The following is an 18566-nucleotide window of genomic DNA, read 5'->3' on the forward strand; positions in this document are numbered from 1 at the left end:
ACCTTGTGCCCACCGTGTGCACAGTCACCCCCGCGTAGACTCGACGGGTTCTCACGGACAGGAGCGATATGAAGATCACCGGCCTCGGCCACGCGGGAATGTTCATCGAGACCGCGGGCGGCAGCATCCTCTGCGACCCCGTGATCGGTCCGAGCTTCTTCGGCTCGTGGTTCCCGTTCCCCGACAACCGCGCGCTCGACTGGGAGCGCTTCGGCAGGGCCGACTTCCTCTACATCTCGCACCGCCACCGCGATCACTTCGACCCGGCGATGCTCGAGCGCTACGTCTCGAAGGACATCCGGGTCCTGCTCCCCGAGTACCCGACCGACGACCTCGAGCAGGACCTCATCGCGCTCGGCTACACGAACCTCGTCCGCACCGAAGCGGGTGTGCCGCTGCAGTTCGGCGACCTGAAGCTCATGGTCACCCCGCTCCGCGCCCCCTCCGACGGTCCGATCGGGGATTCTTCCCTGTCGCTGGACGACGGCACCGCCAGCATCCTGAACCAGAACGACTCGCATCCCCTCGACCTCGAGAAGCTCTTCGACTTCGGCAAGCCCGACGCGTACTTCACCCAGGTGTCGGGCGCGATCTGGTGGCCCATGGTCTACGACCTTCCCCAGGACGCCAAGCAGAACTTCGCGCAGCTCAAGCGCGACGCGCAGAACAAGCGCGCGATGTACTACATCGAGAAGGTGGATGCCGCTCACGTCTTCCCCATGGCGGGTCCGCCGATGTTCCTGCGCGAGGCGCTGTTCCGCTACAACGGCACGGGCCTCGACAACGACTCGATCTTCACGGACCAGCGCGAGTTCCTCGCGCACATGAAGGAGCAGCGGCCCGAGCAGAACGGGTACCTGTTCCTCCCCGGCACCGAGGTCGAGGTGCGGGGATCCGACGTCACCGTGACCCAGACCCTTTACACGGAAGCCGAGATCGACCGGATCTTCGGCGACAAGTGGGACTACCTCGCCGAGCAGCGCGACAGCCGCCAGGCCGAGATCCAGGCGGAAGAGGCATCCCGTGCCGAGATCATCCCGCCGGCCGAGATGCTCGCGGCGCTGAAGGAGTGGTGGGAGCCGCTGCTGCGGCGCGCCCGCACGATCCGCAACGGCGTGGGCGGCGTGGTGCGGTTCCGCATCGGCGAGCTCGACATGGTCGTGGACTTCCCGAAGGCGAAGCTCCGCGAGTACGCCGGCGAGGAGTGCATCTACTGGTACACGATCCCCGCCGACCTCGTGTCGACGAACATCCGCGATCACGAGATCGACTGGTCGAACTCGATCTTCCTATCGATGCAGTTCGAGGTGGGCCGTTCGGGCAAGTTCAACGAGTTCCTCACGACGTTCCTGAAGTGCCTGTCGCGCGACCGCATCGAGTACGTCGAGAACTGGTACGCCGAGCAGTCCGACCAGACCGAGGATGCCGAGATCGACGGCTGGACCGTCCAGCGCCGGTGCCCGCACCTGCGTGCCGACCTCACCAAGACCGGCAAGATCGAGGATGGCGTCCTCACCTGCTCGCTGCACGACTGGAAGTGGGACCTCGCGTCCGGCCGCTGCCTGACGACGACGGGTCACCCGATCCGTTCGACGCCGAGCGGCGAGCGCGCCGCGGCCGCCGCCGCCGAGGTCGCCGCGGGCTGAGCGCCCAGGCCCGCGGGCAACGCAGACGCGAGCGGAGGAGATTTCGCCGGGGAAGAACCGCATCCGTGGCATCCGTCCTCCGCCCGCCGAATATCCTCCCGTCCCGCCCGGCGCTCGCCCGCCCGCCTCGGCGTACCCCCTCCTACACAGCACGGGGCGCCCGGTATCCGTCATCCACACCCGCTACACTCGAGTCAGAACCACGGCAACCTTTAACCCCGTCCCGTGAGGCGGAGAAGGGAGCGGCGGATGAGTACGCGCACCGTCATGCACGATGCCGACATCGCCCGCGCTTTGACGCGAATCTCGCACGAGATCCTGGAGTCCAACAAAGGACCGGAAGGACTCGTCCTCCTCGGGATCCCGACGCGCGGTGTCACCCTCGCCGAGCGCATCGCCCCGCTGATCAGCGAGTTCGGGGGAGCGGCCGTTCCGGTCGGCGCCCTCGACGTCACGATGTACCGCGATGATCTTCACCGCAATCCGACGCGCGCGCCCCAGACGACCCGCATCCCCGCGGGCGGCATCGACGGCAGAGTCGTCGTGCTGATCGACGACGTGCTGTTCTCGGGTCGCAGCATCCGCGCCGCCCTCGATGCCCTGCAGGACATCGGGCGCCCCGCCGCCGTGCGGCTCGCGACGCTCATCGATCGCGGCCACCGCGAGCTGCCGATCCGCCCCGACTTCGTGGGCAAGAACCTCCCGTCGGCGCGCGACGAGCGCGTGAACGTGCGCCTCGCCGAGGTCGACGGCATCGAGGAAGTGACGATCGAGTCATGAGGCACCTGCTCGATACGCACGACCTCACCCGCGCGGAGGCGCTCGAGATCCTCGACGTCGCCGAAGACATGGCCGACACGCAGCGGCGAGAGGTCAAGAAGCTCCCGACGCTCCGCGGCAAGACCGTGGTGAACCTCTTCTTCGAGGACTCCACGCGCACGCGCATCTCGTTCGAGGCGGCAGCGAAGCGTCTCTCCGCCGACGTCATCAACTTCTCGGCGAAGGGCTCGAGCGTCAGCAAGGGCGAGTCGCTGCAGGACACCGCGCAGACCCTGCAGGCGATGGGGGCGGATGCCGTCGTCATCCGCCACGGCGCCTCCGGCGCCCCGCGCACCCTCGCCACGTCCGGGTGGATCACCGCGGGAGTGGTGAACGCCGGGGACGGCACGCACGCCCACCCCACGCAGGCACTGCTCGACGCCTTCACGATCCGCAAGCGCCTGTTCGGCGCCGACAGCCGCGGGCGCGGGCTCGACGGCATCCGGGTGACGATCGTCGGCGACGTGCTGCACTCGCGCGTCGCACGCTCGAACGTGTGGCTGCTGCACACCCTGGGCGCGCACGTCACGCTCGTCGCGCCGCCGACGCTCGTGCCGCAGGACGTCAGCGGGTGGCCCGTCGAGGTGGACTACGACCTGGACCGTGCGATCGCCGCGGGTCCCGACGCGCTCATGATGCTCCGCATCCAGCTCGAACGCATGAATGCCGCGTATTTCCCGACTGAACGGGAGTATTCTCGCCGCTACGGCCTCGACGCGCGGCGCTTGGACGCCCTGCCGGACGGTAGCATCGTTCTACACCCGGGCCCGATGAATCGCGGCCTGGAGATCTCCGCCGAAGCCGCCGACTCGCCGCGCTCGACGGTTCTCGAGCAAGTGGCGAACGGCGTCTCCGTGCGCATGGCCGTGCTGTACCTGCTGCTGGCGGGCGCGCGGACCGACTCCGAGAAAGAGGACCTTCGATGAGCCACGCCCCCTCCCACACCCTGCTGGTGCGCGGCGCGCGGATCGAGGGTCAGGATGCCACCGACCTGCTCGTCCGCGACGGCGTGATCGCCGAGACGGGCACCGGACTCTCGCACGCCGGTGCCACGGTCGTGGATGCCGACGGCCTCATCGCCCTGCCCGGACTCGTCGACCTGCACGTGCACCTGCGCGAGCCCGGGTACGAGGCCTCCGAGACCGTCGCCACCGGCTCCCGCGCCGCGGCGGCCGGCGGCTTCACGACCGTCTTCGCGATGCCGAACACCTCGCCGGTCGCCGACACCGCCGGCGTCGTCGAGCAGGAGCTCGCGCTGGGCGAGGCCGCGGGCTTCGTGCACGTGCAGCCGATCGGTGCGGTCACGGTCGGGCAGAAGGGCGAGCGACTTGCCGAGCTGGGCGCGATGGCCGACTCGCGCGCCCGCGTCCGCGTCTTCAGCGACGACGGCTTCTGCGTCTTCGACCCGCTCATCATGCGGCGGGCGCTGGAGTACGTGAAGGCCTTCGACGGCGTGATCGCGCAGCACGCACAGGACCCGCGACTCACCGAGGGCGCGCAGATGAACGAGGGCGCCGTCTCGGCGGAGCTCGGGCTCACCGGCTGGCCGGCCGTCGCCGAGGAGTCGATCATCGCCCGCGACGTGCTGCTCGCTGAGCACGTGGGCTCGCGCCTGCACGTGTGCCACCTGTCGACGGCGGGATCGGTCGACATCATCCGCTGGGCCAAGAAGCGCGGCGTGAACGTCACCGCCGAGGTCACCCCGCACCACCTGCTGCTGACCGACGAGCTCGTGCGCGACTACGACGCGCGTTTCAAGGTGAACCCGCCGCTCCGTCGCGAGGAAGACGTGCTCGCGGTGCGCGAGGGACTCGCGGACGGCACGATCGACATCGTCGCGACCGACCACGCGCCGCACCCCGCCGAGGCGAAGTCGTGCGAGTGGGCGGCCGCCGCGAACGGCATGGTGGGCCTCGAGAGCGCGCTGCGCGTCGTCCACGAGGCCATGGTCGCGACCGGCCTCCTCGAGTGGAGCGACGTCGCCCGCGTGATGTCGCGCACGCCCGCCCGCATCGGCCGCCTCGACGGGCACGGCACTCCGCTCACGGCGGGTCGGCCCGCGAGCCTCACGCTCTACGACCCCCGCCCCGCGCGGACCTTCGGGCTCGGCGACCTCCGCGGGCGCAGCAAGAACTCGCCGTACCTCGGCCGCGACCTGCCCGGCGAGGTCCGCTGGACCGTTCGTTCCGGCATCCCCACCGTCGTCGACGGCGCGGTGCTCGATGCTCCGGGTGTGCTCTCGTGAGCCGCGAAGGCGCACTGCTGGTCGTGGCCGCGGTGGCCGTGGTCCTGCTCGCGGTGCTCGCGGTGGCGTGGCTCCGACGAACGCGGCGCGATGCGCGCTACTCCGCCCCGGTGGGAGAGCTTCCCGACGGCGCCGTGGAGACGGGCGTGTTCCCGGGGCTCTACGTCGCGACCACGCGTCACGGCGAGCCCCTCGAACGCCTCGCGATCCGCGGCCTCGGGTTCCGCTCCCGCGTGGACGTCACGGTCACCTCGGCCGGGATCGCCCTCGACCTGCCGGGCCAGCCCCGCATCGCGCTCACCCGTGACCGCCTCGTCGACGCGGCTCAGGCGACGGTTGCGATCGACCGTGTCGTCGAGCGCGACGGCCTGACGCGCGTCAGCTGGCGCATCGACGACGACACCGTCGTCGACACCTACCTCCGACCCCAGGATGCCTCGGCCCGATCCCTCGCCGACGCCATCCGTCCGCTCATCACGACAGGAAGCGACGCATGACCGCCCTGATCTCCCCTCCGCGCCTTTCGCGCGAACCCGCCGTCCTGGTGCTGGAAGACGGCACCCGTTACCCCGGCCGCGCCTACGGCGCCCGCGGCGAGACCTTCGGCGAGGTCGTCTTCGCCACCGGCATGACCGGGTACCAGGAGACGCTCACCGACCCCTCCTACGCCGGCCAGATCGTGCTGCAGACCGCACCGCACATCGGCAACACCGGTGTGAACGACGAAGACCCCGAGTCCCGCCGCATCTGGGTGGCCGGCTATATCGTGCGCGACCCCTCGCGCGTCGTGTCGAACTGGCGCGCCAACCGCTCCCTCGACGACGCGCTCGAAGACGACGGGATCGTCGGCATCTCCGGCATCGACACCCGCGCGCTGACGCGCCGCATCCGTTCCTCCGGCAGCATGCGCGGCGGCGTCTTCTCCGGCGACGCGGTGAACCTCGACGAGGACGAGCAGCTGCGCCGCGTGCTCGCCGCGCCCGGGATGGCCGGCCGGAACCTCTCGGCCGAGGTGTCGGTCACCGAGGTCGAGGTCACCCCCGCGACCGCCGAGCGCATCGGCAACCTCGCCGTGCTCGACCTCGGCGTGAAGCAGTCCACGATCGACAACCTGGCCGCGCGCGGGTTCGACGTGCACGTCTTCCCGCAGTCCGCGTCGATCGACGAGATCCGCGCGATCGAGCCGGTCGCGGCGTTCTACTCCAACGGCCCCGGTGACCCGGCCGCGAGCGACCAGCACGTCGAGCTGCTGCGCGCCGTGCTCGACGAAGGCCTGCCCTTCTTCGGCATCTGCTTCGGCAACCAGCTGCTCGGCCGCGCCCTCGGCTTCGGCACCTACAAGCTGCCGTTCGGTCACCGCGGTATCAACCAGCCGGTGCTCGACAAGACCACGGGTCGCGTCGAGATCACCTCGCAGAACCACGGCTTCGCCGTCGAGGCGCCGCTGGACGCGGTCGTCGACAGCCCCCACGGCTACGGCCGCGTCGAGGTGAGCCACATCGGCCTCAACGACAACGTGGTCGAGGGCCTGCGCGCCCTCGACATCCCGGCGTTCAGCGTGCAGTACCACCCCGAGGCCGCCGCCGGCCCCCACGACGCCAACTACCTGTTCGACCGCTTCCGCGACATGGTGCTCGCAACCCAGGAGACGAAGAAGAATGCCTAAGCGCGACGACATCCGCTCCGTCCTCGTCATCGGCTCCGGCCCGATCGTCATCGGTCAGGCCTGCGAGTTCGACTACTCCGGCACCCAGGCGTGCCGCGTCCTCCGCGAGGAGGGCGTGCGCGTGATCCTCGTCAACTCCAACCCGGCGACGATCATGACCGACCCCGACTTCGCCGACGCGACGTACATCGAGCCGATCACCCCCGAGGTGATCGAGACGATCATCGCGAAGGAGAAGCCGGATGCCATCCTCCCCACGCTCGGCGGCCAGACGGCGCTGAACGCGGCCATGGCCCTCCACGACCGCGGCATCCTGGTCAAGTACGGGGTGGAGCTCATCGGCGCGAAGGTCGACGCCATCCGCAAGGGCGAGGACCGCCAGATCTTCAAGGAGCTCGTCATCGAGTCGGGCGCCGACGTCGCCGACTCCGTGATCTGCCACTCGATGGAGGATCTGCTCGCCGGGGCCGAGAAGCTCGGCTACCCGCTGGTCGTGCGTCCCTCCTTCACCATGGGCGGCCTCGGATCGGGCTTCGCGTACGACGAGAACGACCTCCGCCGTATCGGCGGCGCGGGTCTGCACGACTCGCCGACGCACGAGGTCCTGCTCGAGGAGTCGATCCTCGGGTGGAAGGAGTACGAGCTCGAGCTCATGCGCGACACCCACGACAACACCGTGGTGGTCTGCTCGATCGAGAACGTCGACCCCGTGGGTGTGCACACCGGTGACTCGATCACGGTCGCCCCGGCGCTGACCCTCACCGACCGCGAGTACCAGAAGATGCGCAACATCGGCATCGACATCATCCGCGCCGTGGGCGTCGACACCGGTGGCTGCAACATCCAGTTCGCGGTCGACCCGGCCACGGGGCGCATCATCGTCATCGAGATGAACCCGCGCGTGTCGCGCTCCTCGGCGCTCGCGTCGAAGGCCACGGGCTTCCCGATCGCGAAGATCGCGGCGAAGCTCGCGATCGGCTACCGCCTCGACGAGATCCCCAACGACATCACCAAGGTGACCCCGGCGAGCTTCGAGCCCACGCTCGACTACGTCGTGGTGAAGGTGCCGCGCTTCAACTTCGAGAAGTTCCCCGCCGCCGACACGACCCTCACCACCACCATGAAGTCGGTGGGCGAGGCGATGGCGATCGGCCGCAACTACACCACGGCGCTGCAGAAGGCGCTGCGCTCGCTCGAGAAGCGCGGCTCCAGCTTCCACTGGGGCGAGGAGTCGCGGTCGGTCGAGGAGCTCCTCGAGATCTCGAAGACGCCGACCGACGGGCGCATCGTCGTGCTGCAGCAGGCGCTGCGCCTGGGCGCCACGCCCGAGCAGGCGTTCGACGCGACCGCGATGGACCCCTGGTTCATCGACCAGATCGTGCTGACCAACGAGGTCGCCGAGATCATCCGCGCGGCCGGCGAGCTGGATGCCGACACCCTCCGCCTCGCCAAGGAGCACGGCTTCAGCGACGCCCAGATCGCGCAGATCCGCGGGCTCGACGAGGCCGAGGTGCGCGGCATCCGGTATGCGCTGGACGTGCGCCCGGTCTACAAGACGGTCGACACGTGCGCGGGGGAGTTCCCGGCGCTCACGCCGTACCACTACTCCAGCTACGACTGGGAGACCGAGGTCACCCCGTCCGACCGCACCAAGGTCGTCATCATCGGTTCGGGCCCCAACCGCATCGGCCAGGGCGTCGAGTTCGACTACTCGTGCGTGCACGCGTCGTTCGCGCTGTCGGATGCCGGGTACGAGACGATCATGGTCAACTGCAACCCCGAGACCGTCTCGACCGACTACGACACGAGCGACCGCCTGTACTTCGAGCCCCTCACGCTCGAGGACGTGCTCGAGGTGCTGCACGCCGAGAGCCGCTCCGGCGAGATCCTCGGCGTCGTCTGCCAGCTCGGCGGACAGACGCCGCTGGGCCTGGCCAAGGGCATCGAGGCCGCCGGGTACACCATCCTCGGCACCAGCCCCGAGGCGATCGACCTCGCCGAAGAGCGCGAGCTGTTCTCGCGCCTGCTCGATGACGCCGGCCTCGTGGCCCCGCGCAACGGCACCGCGATCGACGTCGAGGGCGCCGTCACGGTCGCCGAGGAGATCGGCTACCCGGTCCTGGTGCGCCCGAGCTTCGTGCTCGGCGGCCGCGGCATGGAGATCGTGTACTCGACCGAAGCGCTGCGCGACTACTTCGTCCGCGTCGCCGACCAGGCCATCATCGGCCCCGGGCTCCCGCTCCTGGTCGACCGCTTCCTCGACGACGCGATCGAGCTCGACGTCGACGCGCTGTACGACGGCACCGACCTGTACATCGGCGGCGTCATGGAGCACCTCGAGGAGGCCGGCATCCACTCCGGCGACTCGTCCTGCACCCTCCCGCCGGTGTCGCTCGGCCGCACCGAGGTCGACCGCGTCCGCGAGGCGACGCTCGCGATCGCGAAGGGCGTGGGCGTCCGCGGGCTCCTGAACGTGCAGTTCGCGATCTCCGCGGGCGTGCTCTACGTGATCGAGGCGAACCCCCGCGCCAGCCGCACCGTGCCGTTCGTGTCCAAGGCGCTCGGCATCCCGCTCGCCAAGGCCGCGAGCCGCATCATGGCCGGCAGCACGATCGCCGAACTCATCGCCGAGGGCCTGCTGCCCGAGAGCGACGGTTCGCGCGTGCCGCTCGACGCCCCCGTCGCCGTCAAGGAGGCCGTCCTGCCGTTCAAGCGGTTCCGCACCGCCGACGGCCGCACGGTCGACTCGGTGCTCGGCCCCGAGATGCGTTCGACCGGCGAGGTCATGGGCATCGACCGCGACTTCCCGACCGCGTTCGCGAAGTCGCAGGAGGCCGCATACGGCGGCATGCCGACCTCGGGCACGGTGTTCATCTCCGTCGCCGACGCCGACAAGCGCGCCGTGATCCTGCCCGCCCACCGCCTGCAGGAGCTCGGCTTCGAGCTCATGGCCACCGAGGGGACGGCCGAGATCCTCGCCCGCAACGGCATCCGCGTCCAGGTCGTCGAGAAGTACTCCGAGACGCAGGGCTCCGGGCAGCAGAACGTCGTCGACCTCATCAACGACGGCAAGATCGACATGATCGTCAACACCCCGAGCGGGGGCACGGCACGCGCCGACGGATACGAGATCCGCGCCGCAGCCGTGGCCGCCGACAAGGCGCTGTTCACGACCATGGCCGTGCTCGGCGCCGCCGTGAGCGCCCTCGGCGCGATGAAGGACGGTTTCGAGGTCCGCAGCCTCCAGGAGTACGCCGTCGACCGCGCGGGTCGCCTGTGAGTGAGACGTTCGGGCAGCGGCTGGCGACAGCCCTCCAGACCCACGGCGCCCTGTGCGTCGGCATCGACCCCCACGCCGCGCTGCTGTCGGCGTGGGGGCTGGATGCCACGCCCGACGGCGCGCGCACCTTCGGCCTCCGCGTGGTCGAGGCGGCCGCAGGACGCGTCGGCGTCGTGAAGCCGCAGGTGGCGTTCTACGAGCGCTACGGCTCGAAGGGCTTCGCCGCGCTCGAAGACGTGATGGCCGCGGCGCGCGCCGCGGGACTCATCGTGATCGCCGACGCCAAGCGCGGCGACATCGGCACCACGATGGAGGGCTACGCCCACGCCTGGCTCGAGCCCGGATCGCCCCTGGAAGCGGATGCCGTGACCCTGACGCCCTACCTCGGCGCCGACTCGCTGCGCGAGACGCTGTCGCTGGCGGTGCACCACGGCAAGGGCGCTTTCGTTCTGACCGCGACGAGCAACCCCGAGGCCCGGGCGGTGCAGAGCGCCGTCGTCGACGACGCGCTGGCCGTGGGCGACCACGAACACGTCGCCGCCCGCGTGGCGCACGACGTGAACCAGGCGAACATCGGCGCACCCGGGGCCCTGGGCCCCGTGGGTGTCGTCGTCGGCGCCACCGTCGATCGCGCGGCCTTCGGCCTGGGCGACATCGCGCTGGCCGGTATGCCGATCCTCGCCCCGGGGTTCGGGGCGCAGGGCGCCGATCCCGCCGACCTCCACCGCCTCTTCGGCTACGTCGCCAAAGCCGTCGTCGCCAACGAGAGCCGCAGCGTGCTCGCCGTCGGTCCGGCCCGGCTCGCGGAGCGCATCGAGACGCGCGCCGATCTGTACCGGGAGGCCCTGCATGGCTGACTCGCGTCGTCCCCCCGAAGTCGACCGGGCCGCGGCCTCCCGCCGCGCCGTCGCCGCGCGCCGCGAACGCGCCGCCCTCAAGCGAGACGTCTCCACGCGCGTGATCACCCCGCAGGAGCTCCTGCGTCGCGGACTCGCCGACCCGCTGTCGGCGGCCGGCGCCATGCGGGTGACCGAGTTCCTCACGGCGATCCCCGCGATCGGCGAGAGCAAGCGGGACCGCATCCTGACCTCCCTCGGGATCTCGCCGGTGAAGCGTCTCGGCGGTCTCGGCTCGCGTCAGCGCGACGCGCTCCGCGACTACTTGGACGCCCGCTGGCCCGAGCCGGGTCCGCGCGAGGGTCGCAGCCGTCTCGTGGTGCTCGCCGGTCCCACCGCCGTCGGCAAGGGCACGGTCGCGGCGCACATCAAGGAGCACTTCCCCGAGATCCACCTGTCGGTCTCGGCCACGACCCGTGCGCCGCGCCCCGGCGAGGTCGACGGCGAGCACTACTACTTCGTCGACGACGCCGAGTTCGATCGGCTCATCGCGGAGGGGGAGCTGCTGGAGTGGGCGACCGTGCACAACGCCCACCGCTACGGCACGCCCCGCGAGCCCATCGACCGCGTCCTGGCGGCCGGTGGCACGGCTCTGCTCGAGATCGATCTGCAGGGCGCCCGCCAGGTGCGCGCGGCCGATCCGTCCGCCACGCTGGTGTTCCTGCTCCCGCCGAGCTGGGACGAACTCGTCCAGCGCCTCGTCGGCCGGGGGACCGAGGATGCCGAGGAACGGGCGCGGCGCCTCCGCACCGCACGCACCGAACTCGCCGCGCAGAACGAGTTCGACTACCGGGTCGTCAACGACGAGGTCGCGCGCGCCGCGGCCGAGGTCGTGGCCCTCGCCGCACGTCGCCCCGACGTCGGATAGAATACGAGGATGCTTCGGCGCCGACGGGCGCCGCATCCACCCCATCCCGCCGAACCAGGAGGTTCCCCATGGCCGGACGTGACAAGGGCATCATCGACCCGCCCATCGACGCGCTGCTCGACAAGGTCGACTCCAAGTACCAGCTCGTGATCTACGCGTCCAAGCGCGCGCGCCAGATCAACGACTACTACTCCGACCTTCACGAGGGCAACCTCTTCGACAACGTGGGCCCGCTCGTCGACTCCACCGTCGAGGACAAGCCGCTGACGATCGCGCTGCACGAGATCCACGAGGACAAGCTGCGCCTCAAGGCTGCGGAGTAATCCACAGCCGACGCATCTCGTGATCTGTTCACAGATGTGACGATGCCCCGGGCGGCTGTCCGCCGTCCGGGGCATACTTGTGCCCGTCCCCAGCCCGAAATCGACCGGGAGTCGTCTTGACCGACCTGCGCCTGTTCACGTCCGAGTCCGTCACGGAAGGACACCCCGACAAGATCTGCGACCAGATCTCCGACAGCATCCTGGATGCCATCCTCACCGAGGACCCGTCCGGACGCGTCGCCGTCGAGACCCTCGTGACCACCGGCCTGGTGCACGTCGCGGGTGAGGTCTCCACGAGCGCATATGTCGAGATCCCCGCGATCGTGCGCGACGTCGTCAACCGCATCGGGTACACCTCCAGCGAGACCGGCTTCGACGGCGACTCGTGCGGCGTCAGCGTGTCGATCGGCGCGCAGTCGTCCGACATCGCCGCCGGCGTGAACAAGGCGTTCGAGCAGCGCGAGCGCGGCTCGATCGATCCGCGCGACCTGCAGGGCGCGGGCGACCAGGGCATCATGTTCGGTTTCGCCACCAACGAGACGCCCCAGCTCATGCCGATGGCCGCGTGGACGGCTCACCGCATCGCCGAGCGCCTGGCATCCGTCCGGAAAGACGGCACGCTGCCGTTCCTGCGTCCCGACGGGAAGACCCAGGTCACCCTGGGCTACGACGGCCACACGCCGCGGACGGTCGACTCCGTCGTGCTCTCGACGCAGCACCACCCCGACATCTCGCAGGAGGAGTTGCGCGCGCTCGTGCAGGCCGAGGTCATCGACCCGGTGCTGCGCGACACCGGTCTCGACCTGCCCGACGTGCAGTACTACATCAACCCGGCCGGCCCGTTCGTGATCGGCGGCCCCAAGGGCGACGCCGGCCTCACCGGCCGCAAGATCATCATCGACACCTACGGCGGGGCGTCACGTCACGGCGGCGGAGCCTTCAGCGGCAAGGATCCGTCCAAGGTCGACCGCTCGGCGGCCTACGCCATGCGCTGGGTCGCGAAGAACGCCGTCGCAGCGGGCCTGGCCGACCGCCTCGAGGTGCAGGTCGCGTACGCGATCGGCAAGGCGAACCCGGTGGGGCTGTACGTCGAGTCGTTCGGCACGGCGCACGTCGCCGACGACACCATCGTCCGCGCGATCCGCGAGGTGTTCGACCTGCGCCCGAAGGCGATCATCGACCAGCTCGACCTGCTGCGCCCGATCTACGCGCAGACCGCGGCGTACGGTCACTTCGGCCGCGAACTGCCCGACTTCACGTGGGAGCGCACCGACCGCGTGGACGCGCTGCGCACTGCCGCCGGTCTCTGACGTGGGGGCGCCCGCGCCGGGCGTGCACCGCGTCGCCGCAGCCCTGGCATCCGTTCCCCGCGCTTCGCGTCGCCGTGCGCGCCGGAGTGCGGACGGAGCCGCCGCGTGAGCGCGCGCCGCGTCGCGCGGGTCCAGCTCGACTCACCGGTCCCGCAGCTCGACCGGCTGTTCGACTACGCGATCCCGCATCCGCTGGTAGCGGACGTCGTCCCCGGCGTGCGCGTCAAGGTGCCGCTGCGGTCCGCCGGACGGATGATGGACGCCTTCGTGATCGAGGTCGTGTCCGATGACGGCAGCGAACGACCGCTGTCGTCGGTCGAGAGCGTCGTCTCGACGATGCCGGTGCTCCCGGAGCGGCTCTTCGGGCTTGCGCGCAAGGTCGCCGACCGTGCCGCCGGGTCGGTGAGCGACGTGCTGCGCCTCGCCGTCCCGAAACGCATGGTTCGGGCCGAGAAGGCCTGGCTGGCGTCGCCCGCGCCCGAGGCGCCGGTGGTGCCCGCGGCATCCCTGGCCCGTGCCGACGCGCTGCTCACGCCTTTCGTCGGCCTGCCGGACGCCCTCGACGGCGGCGAGCGCATCGCGCTCGACGCCCCTCCGCACACGACGGGCGACCTTCCGCGCGGCGCGTGGGCCGATGTCCTGGCCGCGGCAGCGGTGCACACGCTCGCACGGGGGAGGAGCGCGGTGCTGGTCGTGCCCGACTACCGCGACCAGGCGCAGCTCATGGCGGCACTGGCCGACCTCGTGCCACCCGAGGCCGTGGTCCGCGACGACGCCGACCAATCGGGTCCGGTGCGTTACGGCCAGTACCTGCGCACCCTCGCACCCGTCCCGGTGATCGTCGTGGGGCGCCGCTCGGCGGTGTACGCCCCCGCCCACGACACGAGCCTCGTCGCGCTCTGGGACGACGGCGACTCGCTGCTCGCCGAGCCCCTCGCCCCGGGCGTGCACGCGCGCGACGCGGCGCTCTTGCGGCAGGAGCTGGAAGGGTCCGCGCTCGTCTTCGCCGGCCACACGCGCTCGACGGACGTGCAGCGCTTGGTCGAGGTGGGCTACGTGCGGGAGGTGGCGCCGAAGCGCCGACAGAGTCCGCGGGTGGTGCTCAGCGCGACGCGGGAGGGGGAGTCGCGCCAGGCACGCGTCCCGTCCTCCGCGTTCGCGGCGGCGCGCGAGGCGCTCGCCCAGGGGCCCGTCCTCGTGCAGGTCGCCCGCCCCGGCTATGCGCCGTCGCTGGTCTGCGCCGACTGCCGTCGTCCCGCGCGCTGCGCCCACTGCGCCGGCCCCCTCCGGGCCGCACGTCCGGGCGCGGTTCCGGTGTGCGCGTGGTGCGGTCGCAGTGCCCACGCGTGGACCTGCGGGCATTGCGGCTCCGTGAAGCTGCGGATGGCCTCGTCGGGCAGCGAGCGCACGGCGGACGAACTGGGCCGCGCGTTCCCGAACACGCGCGTGATCATCGCCGACGGCGCCCACCCGGTCGCGGAGGTGGATGCCGCCCCGGCCCTGGTCATCGCCACGCGCGGGGCCGAGCCGATCGCGCGCGGCGGATACCGGGCGGTGATCCTGCTCGACGGCGACCGCATGCTGCAGAACGAGGCGCTGCGGGTCGGCGAGCACTGTCTGCGCTGGTGGTCGAACGCCGCCGCCCTCGCCGCCCCCGGCGCGCCCGTGCATCTGGTGGGCGTCGCCGGTCCCGTGGCCCGCGCACTCGCGACCTGGACGCAGCCCGCCTACGCCCGTGCCGAGCTGGTCGACCGCGCACCTCTGCGGATGCCGCCCGCCGTGCGCGTCGCGAGCGTCGAAGGACACGCGCGGAGCGTCGACACGCTCCTCGCCGAGGTGCGCGCCGCGGTCCCCGATCTCGATGCCCTCGCCGTCCTCGGCCCGGTCGACACGTCCACGGCGCCCGATGCTCCGACGTCCCGCGCCCTGGTGCGGTTCGACTACGCGCACGGCCGCGCCGTCGCGGACGCGCTCCGCGCCGGCGTGATCGCCGACGCCCTGCGTGCGCGCAAGTCGACGAAGGAGAAGGGGCCGAGACCGCGGAATACACTCAGAGTGCGGCTCGACCTCCCCGAGCCCGACCTCTGAGCGCCGCCGCCCGGTCCCACCCACCCGCATCCGAAGCGTGAGGAGAACCATGCGCCTCGTCTTCGCCGGCACCCCCGCCGTCGCCGTCCCCTCCCTCCGCGTCCTCGCGGAGGGTCCGCACGAGATCGCCGCCGTCGTCACCCGTTCCGACGCGCCGCTCGGCCGGAAACGCGTGCTGACCCCGTCCCCGGTCGCCCAGCAAGCGGAGCAGCTCGGGCTCCCGACGATCAAGGCCGACCGTCTGGATGCCGACGCCACCGCCCGCATCACCGCGCTGGAGCCGGATCTCGGCGTCATCGTCGCCTACGGCGGTCTCGTACGCGAGCCGCTGCTGTCGGCGCCCGGGCACGGCTGGATCAATCTGCACTTCTCGCTGCTCCCGCGCTGGCGCGGCGCCGCCCCCGTGCAGCGCGCGTTGATCGCCGGCGACCGCGAGACCGGTGCGAGCGTGTTCCAGCTGGTGGCCGAACTGGATGCCGGCGACGTCTTCGCCGAGGAGCGGTACGAGGTGCCGTGGAACGCCACCGCGGGCGAGGTCCTCGACGCTCTCGCCGTGGTCGGCGCGCCGCTGCTCGCGCGGGTCGTCGACGGCATCGCCGAGGGGACGGCGCTCGCTGTACCGCAGCAGGGTGAGCCGACGCTCGCGCCGAAGCTGACCCTCGACGACGGCGCCCTCGACTTCTCGCGGGATGCCGAAACCCTCCGCGCGCGGATCGCCGGTGTCACGCCCGAACCCGGCGCGCACACGACGTTCGAGGGGGCACGGTTCAAGGTGCTGCGCGCCGCTGCGAGCACGGCGGATCCGATCCCGCCGGGCCGGGTCGTGGCATCCGGTCGCGAGATCCTGGTCGGAACGGCGAGCGCGCCGTTGCGGCTCGAGACCGTGCAACCCGCAGGCAAGGGCGCGATGCCCGCGGGCGACTGGTTCCGCGGCCTCCGCGTCGAGAACCCGGTGCTGGGCTCATGAGCGTGCAGGGAGCGCGCGCCGTCGCGTACGACGTGCTGCGGGCGGTCTCCGCCGACGAGGCGTACGCGAACCTGTCGCTGCCGCACGCGATCGAGCGGGCGAAGCTGGATGCCAAGGACGCGGGTCTCGCGACCGAGCTGACGTACGGCACGCTGCGGCGACGCGGCACGTACGACGCGATCATCGCCTCCGCGGCCGACCGGACCGTGGACCGCATCGATCCGCCCGTGCTCGACGCGCTGCGGCTGGGTGTCCACCAGCTGCTCTCGACGCGCGTGGCCTCTCACGCCGCGGTGAACGAGTCCGTCGAGCTCGCCCGTCGCCACGGCGGCGGACGCGGGGCCGCGGGATTCGCGAACGCCGTCCTGCGGCGCGTCTCGCGCGAGACGCCCGGGCACTGGATGGACCGCATCACCGCGTCCGCCCGCAGCGACGACGAGCGGCTCGGGCTCACGACCTCCCACCCGGTGTGGATCGTGCGCGCGTTCCGTCGGGCGCTGGCGGCGGAGGGTCGCGCGGACGAGCTCGACGCCCTCCTGGCCGCCGACAACGAGGCCCCACGGGTGGCGATGGTCGCCCTGCCGGGGCTGGCCGAGATCCCCGGTGACGCCCGTCCCGCCCGGTACGCGCCGACGGCGTTCACGACCCGCGGCGGAGACCCCGAGGCGCTCATCCGGGCGTCGGACGGTCGCCTCCGCGTGCAGGATGAGGGGTCGCAGCTGGCGGCCCTCGCCCTCAGCCGCTTCCGGCCGATCGAGCCGGGGGAGCGGTGGCTCGACCTGTGCGCCGGGCCCGGCGGCAAGACGGCGCTGCTCGCGGCGGAGGCGCTCGCGGGCGGCGCCCGACTGGATGCCAACGAGATCTCGCCGCACCGGGCCGCGCTCGTCCGCCGAGCCGTGGCATCCGTCCCGCTCGAGGTCGATGTGACCGAGGAGGACGGCCGCGACCGCGCGGCTCGCGCGCCGGGGGAGTACGACCGCATCCTCGTCGACGCGCCGTGCACCGGAATCGGGGCGCTCCGTCGGCGACCCGAGGCCCGGTGGCGGAAGACCCCGGCCGACGTGCCCGATCTCACCGCCCTGCAGCTCGAGCTCGTGCGGGCGGGGCTCGGCGCGGTGAAGCCGGGCGGGGTGCTGGCGTACGTCACGTGCTCGCCGCACCTGGCCGAAACCTCCGGGGTGCTCGCCGAGGTGCGTCGCGAGTTCGGCGACACCGTCGAGGAACTGGACGCGCGCGCCGTCGTGCGCGACATCGCGGGTGCGGACATCGACCTGCCCGACCAGTCGGACGGCTCCCTCCGCGCCCAGCTCTGGCCGCACCGCCACGGCACCGACGCGATGTCGATCGCCCTCCTGCGACGGGTCTCCTGACGCGTGAGGGGTCAAGATCTGTCGCCTGTGCGCGACCCAAGCGACAGTTTCTGACCCCTCACGCGAGGGTGCGGCGGACCGGGCGCCGATAATGGAGGTGTGCCCCGCATCAATCCGAGCATCCTCGCCGCCGACTTCGTGAACATGCAGGCGGAGCTCGCCCGCATCTCGGGGGCGGACTTCGTGCACGTCGACGTCATGGACAATCACTTCGTGCCGAACCTCACCTTCGGCCCGCAGATGGTCGGTCGCATCCAGGAGACGAGCCCCGTCCCGCTCGACGTGCACCTGATGATCGACGACCCCGACCGGTGGGCTCCGGAATACGCCGAGCTCGGCGCGGCATCCGTCACCTTCCACCTCGAGGCTGCGGCGTCGCCCGTCGCCCTGGCCCGGACGCTCCGCTCGATCGGCGCGCGCGCGGGCGTGGCCGTGAAGCCCGCGACCCCGGTGGAGAACCTGTTCGAGGTGCTCAACGAGTTCGACCAGATCCTCGTGATGACCGTGGAGCCGGGCTTCGGCGGCCAGTCCTTCATGCCCGAGACCATGCCGAAGCTGCGGAGCCTGGCCGACGAGGCCCGCCGCCGCGGGTCGAGCGTGTGGCTGCAGGTCGACGGCGGCATCGGCGAGTCGACGATCGCGCAGGCCGCCGAGGCCGGAGCCGACACGTTCGTCGCCGGTTCCGCGGTGTTCGGCGCCGACGACCCCGACCGCGCGATCCAGTCGCTGCGCTCCGCCGCCGCCCGCCACGCGCACTGAACGCAGCCGTCCCGACCGCGCCCGACATCCGGCGCCCCGCCGAGCCGATACCCTAGAAGCGTGAAGACCTTCGACGACCTGTTCGCCGAGCTCAGTGCAAAGGCCGTCGAGCGCCCCACCGGCTCCGGCACCGTTGCCCAGCTCGACGCCGGGGTCCACGCCATCGGCAAGAAGATCGTTGAGGAAGCCGCCGAAGTGTGGATGGCCGCCGAGTACGAGTCCGACGACGCCGCGGCGGAGGAGATCTCGCAGCTGCTGTACCACCTGCAGACGCTCATGCTCGCGAAGGGCCTGACGCTCGCGGACGTCTACCGACATCTCTGAGCCCG

16 protein-coding genes are annotated in these 18566 nt (G+C 71.4%); all 16 read left to right on the forward strand.

Annotated elements, in window-relative coordinates; translation table 11 throughout:
• Positions 1-68: 68 nt before the first annotated feature.
• The 16 genes from QM517_RS04820 (at position 69) to QM517_RS04900 (ending at position 18561) form a co-directional block, all read left to right on the forward strand.
• Complete coding sequence (locus tag QM517_RS04820) at positions 69-1646, forward strand: Rieske 2Fe-2S domain-containing protein (RefSeq protein ID WP_283285560.1); 1578 nt, start codon at positions 69-71, stop codon at positions 1644-1646.
• 249 nt (positions 1647-1895) lie between these two features.
• Positions 1896-2426 carry a bifunctional pyr operon transcriptional regulator/uracil phosphoribosyltransferase PyrR gene (gene pyrR / locus QM517_RS04825; RefSeq protein WP_077050099.1) on the forward strand — a complete coding sequence of 177 codons (531 nt, stop codon included), beginning with the start codon at positions 1896-1898 and terminating at the stop codon, positions 2424-2426.
• Complete coding sequence (locus tag QM517_RS04830) at positions 2423-3391, forward strand: aspartate carbamoyltransferase catalytic subunit (protein ID WP_283285563.1); 969 nt, start codon at positions 2423-2425, stop codon at positions 3389-3391. Before pyrR ends, QM517_RS04830 begins: the two co-directional genes overlap by 4 nt.
• Positions 3388-4710, forward strand: coding sequence for a dihydroorotase (locus QM517_RS04835; RefSeq protein WP_283285565.1), 1323 nt, complete (start codon positions 3388-3390; stop codon positions 4708-4710). Before QM517_RS04830 ends, QM517_RS04835 begins: the two co-directional genes overlap by 4 nt.
• Positions 4707-5207, forward strand: coding sequence for a PH-like domain-containing protein (locus QM517_RS04840; protein WP_077050096.1), 501 nt, complete (start codon positions 4707-4709; stop codon positions 5205-5207). The genes QM517_RS04835 and QM517_RS04840 overlap by 4 nt, the downstream gene beginning before the upstream one ends.
• A complete protein-coding gene (carA, locus tag QM517_RS04845; RefSeq protein WP_283285567.1) occupies positions 5204-6376 on the forward strand; it encodes a glutamine-hydrolyzing carbamoyl-phosphate synthase small subunit in 1173 nt (390 codons plus the stop codon). The genes QM517_RS04840 and carA overlap by 4 nt, the downstream gene beginning before the upstream one ends.
• The gene (gene carB / locus QM517_RS04850) at positions 6369-9656 is read left to right on the forward strand and encodes a carbamoyl-phosphate synthase large subunit (RefSeq protein WP_283285568.1); all 3288 of its coding nucleotides are present in this window, start codon (positions 6369-6371) and stop codon (positions 9654-9656) included. The genes carA and carB overlap by 8 nt, the downstream gene beginning before the upstream one ends.
• The gene (gene pyrF, locus QM517_RS04855) at positions 9653-10513 is read left to right on the forward strand and encodes an orotidine-5'-phosphate decarboxylase (RefSeq protein ID WP_077050093.1); all 861 of its coding nucleotides are present in this window, start codon (positions 9653-9655) and stop codon (positions 10511-10513) included. The genes carB and pyrF overlap by 4 nt, the downstream gene beginning before the upstream one ends.
• Positions 10506-11420: a guanylate kinase gene (gmk, locus tag QM517_RS18280; protein ID WP_303655305.1), complete on the forward strand. Its 915-nt coding sequence runs from the start codon at positions 10506-10508 to the stop codon at positions 11418-11420. Before pyrF ends, gmk begins: the two co-directional genes overlap by 8 nt.
• A 68-nt stretch (positions 11421-11488) precedes the next feature.
• A complete protein-coding gene (rpoZ, locus tag QM517_RS04870; RefSeq protein ID WP_076490512.1) occupies positions 11489-11743 on the forward strand; it encodes a DNA-directed RNA polymerase subunit omega in 255 nt (84 codons plus the stop codon).
• Between the two features lie 116 nt (positions 11744-11859).
• Positions 11860-13053, forward strand: coding sequence for a methionine adenosyltransferase (metK, locus tag QM517_RS04875; RefSeq protein WP_283285571.1), 1194 nt, complete (start codon positions 11860-11862; stop codon positions 13051-13053).
• A 105-nt stretch (positions 13054-13158) separates the two neighbouring features.
• Positions 13159-15141, forward strand: coding sequence for a primosome assembly protein PriA (locus QM517_RS04880; RefSeq protein ID WP_283285574.1), 1983 nt, complete (start codon positions 13159-13161; stop codon positions 15139-15141).
• A 49-nt stretch (positions 15142-15190) separates the two neighbouring features.
• Complete coding sequence (fmt, locus tag QM517_RS04885; RefSeq protein WP_283285576.1) at positions 15191-16108, forward strand: methionyl-tRNA formyltransferase; 918 nt, start codon at positions 15191-15193, stop codon at positions 16106-16108.
• The gene (locus tag QM517_RS04890) at positions 16105-17478 is read left to right on the forward strand and encodes an RsmB/NOP family class I SAM-dependent RNA methyltransferase (RefSeq protein WP_283285578.1); all 1374 of its coding nucleotides are present in this window, start codon (positions 16105-16107) and stop codon (positions 17476-17478) included. The genes fmt and QM517_RS04890 overlap by 4 nt, the downstream gene beginning before the upstream one ends.
• Before the next feature lie 99 nt (positions 17479-17577).
• Positions 17578-18237 carry a ribulose-phosphate 3-epimerase gene (rpe, locus tag QM517_RS04895; RefSeq protein ID WP_077050087.1) on the forward strand — a complete coding sequence of 220 codons (660 nt, stop codon included), beginning with the start codon at positions 17578-17580 and terminating at the stop codon, positions 18235-18237.
• Positions 18238-18297: 60 nt separating this feature from the next.
• Positions 18298-18561, forward strand: coding sequence for a phosphoribosyl-ATP diphosphatase (locus QM517_RS04900; RefSeq protein WP_283285581.1), 264 nt, complete (start codon positions 18298-18300; stop codon positions 18559-18561).
• Positions 18562-18566: the final 5 nt, after the last annotated feature.

This window comes from Microbacterium sp. IEGM 1404 (assembly GCF_030056775.1).
GTDB lineage: Bacteria > Actinomycetota > Actinomycetes > Actinomycetales > Microbacteriaceae > Microbacterium.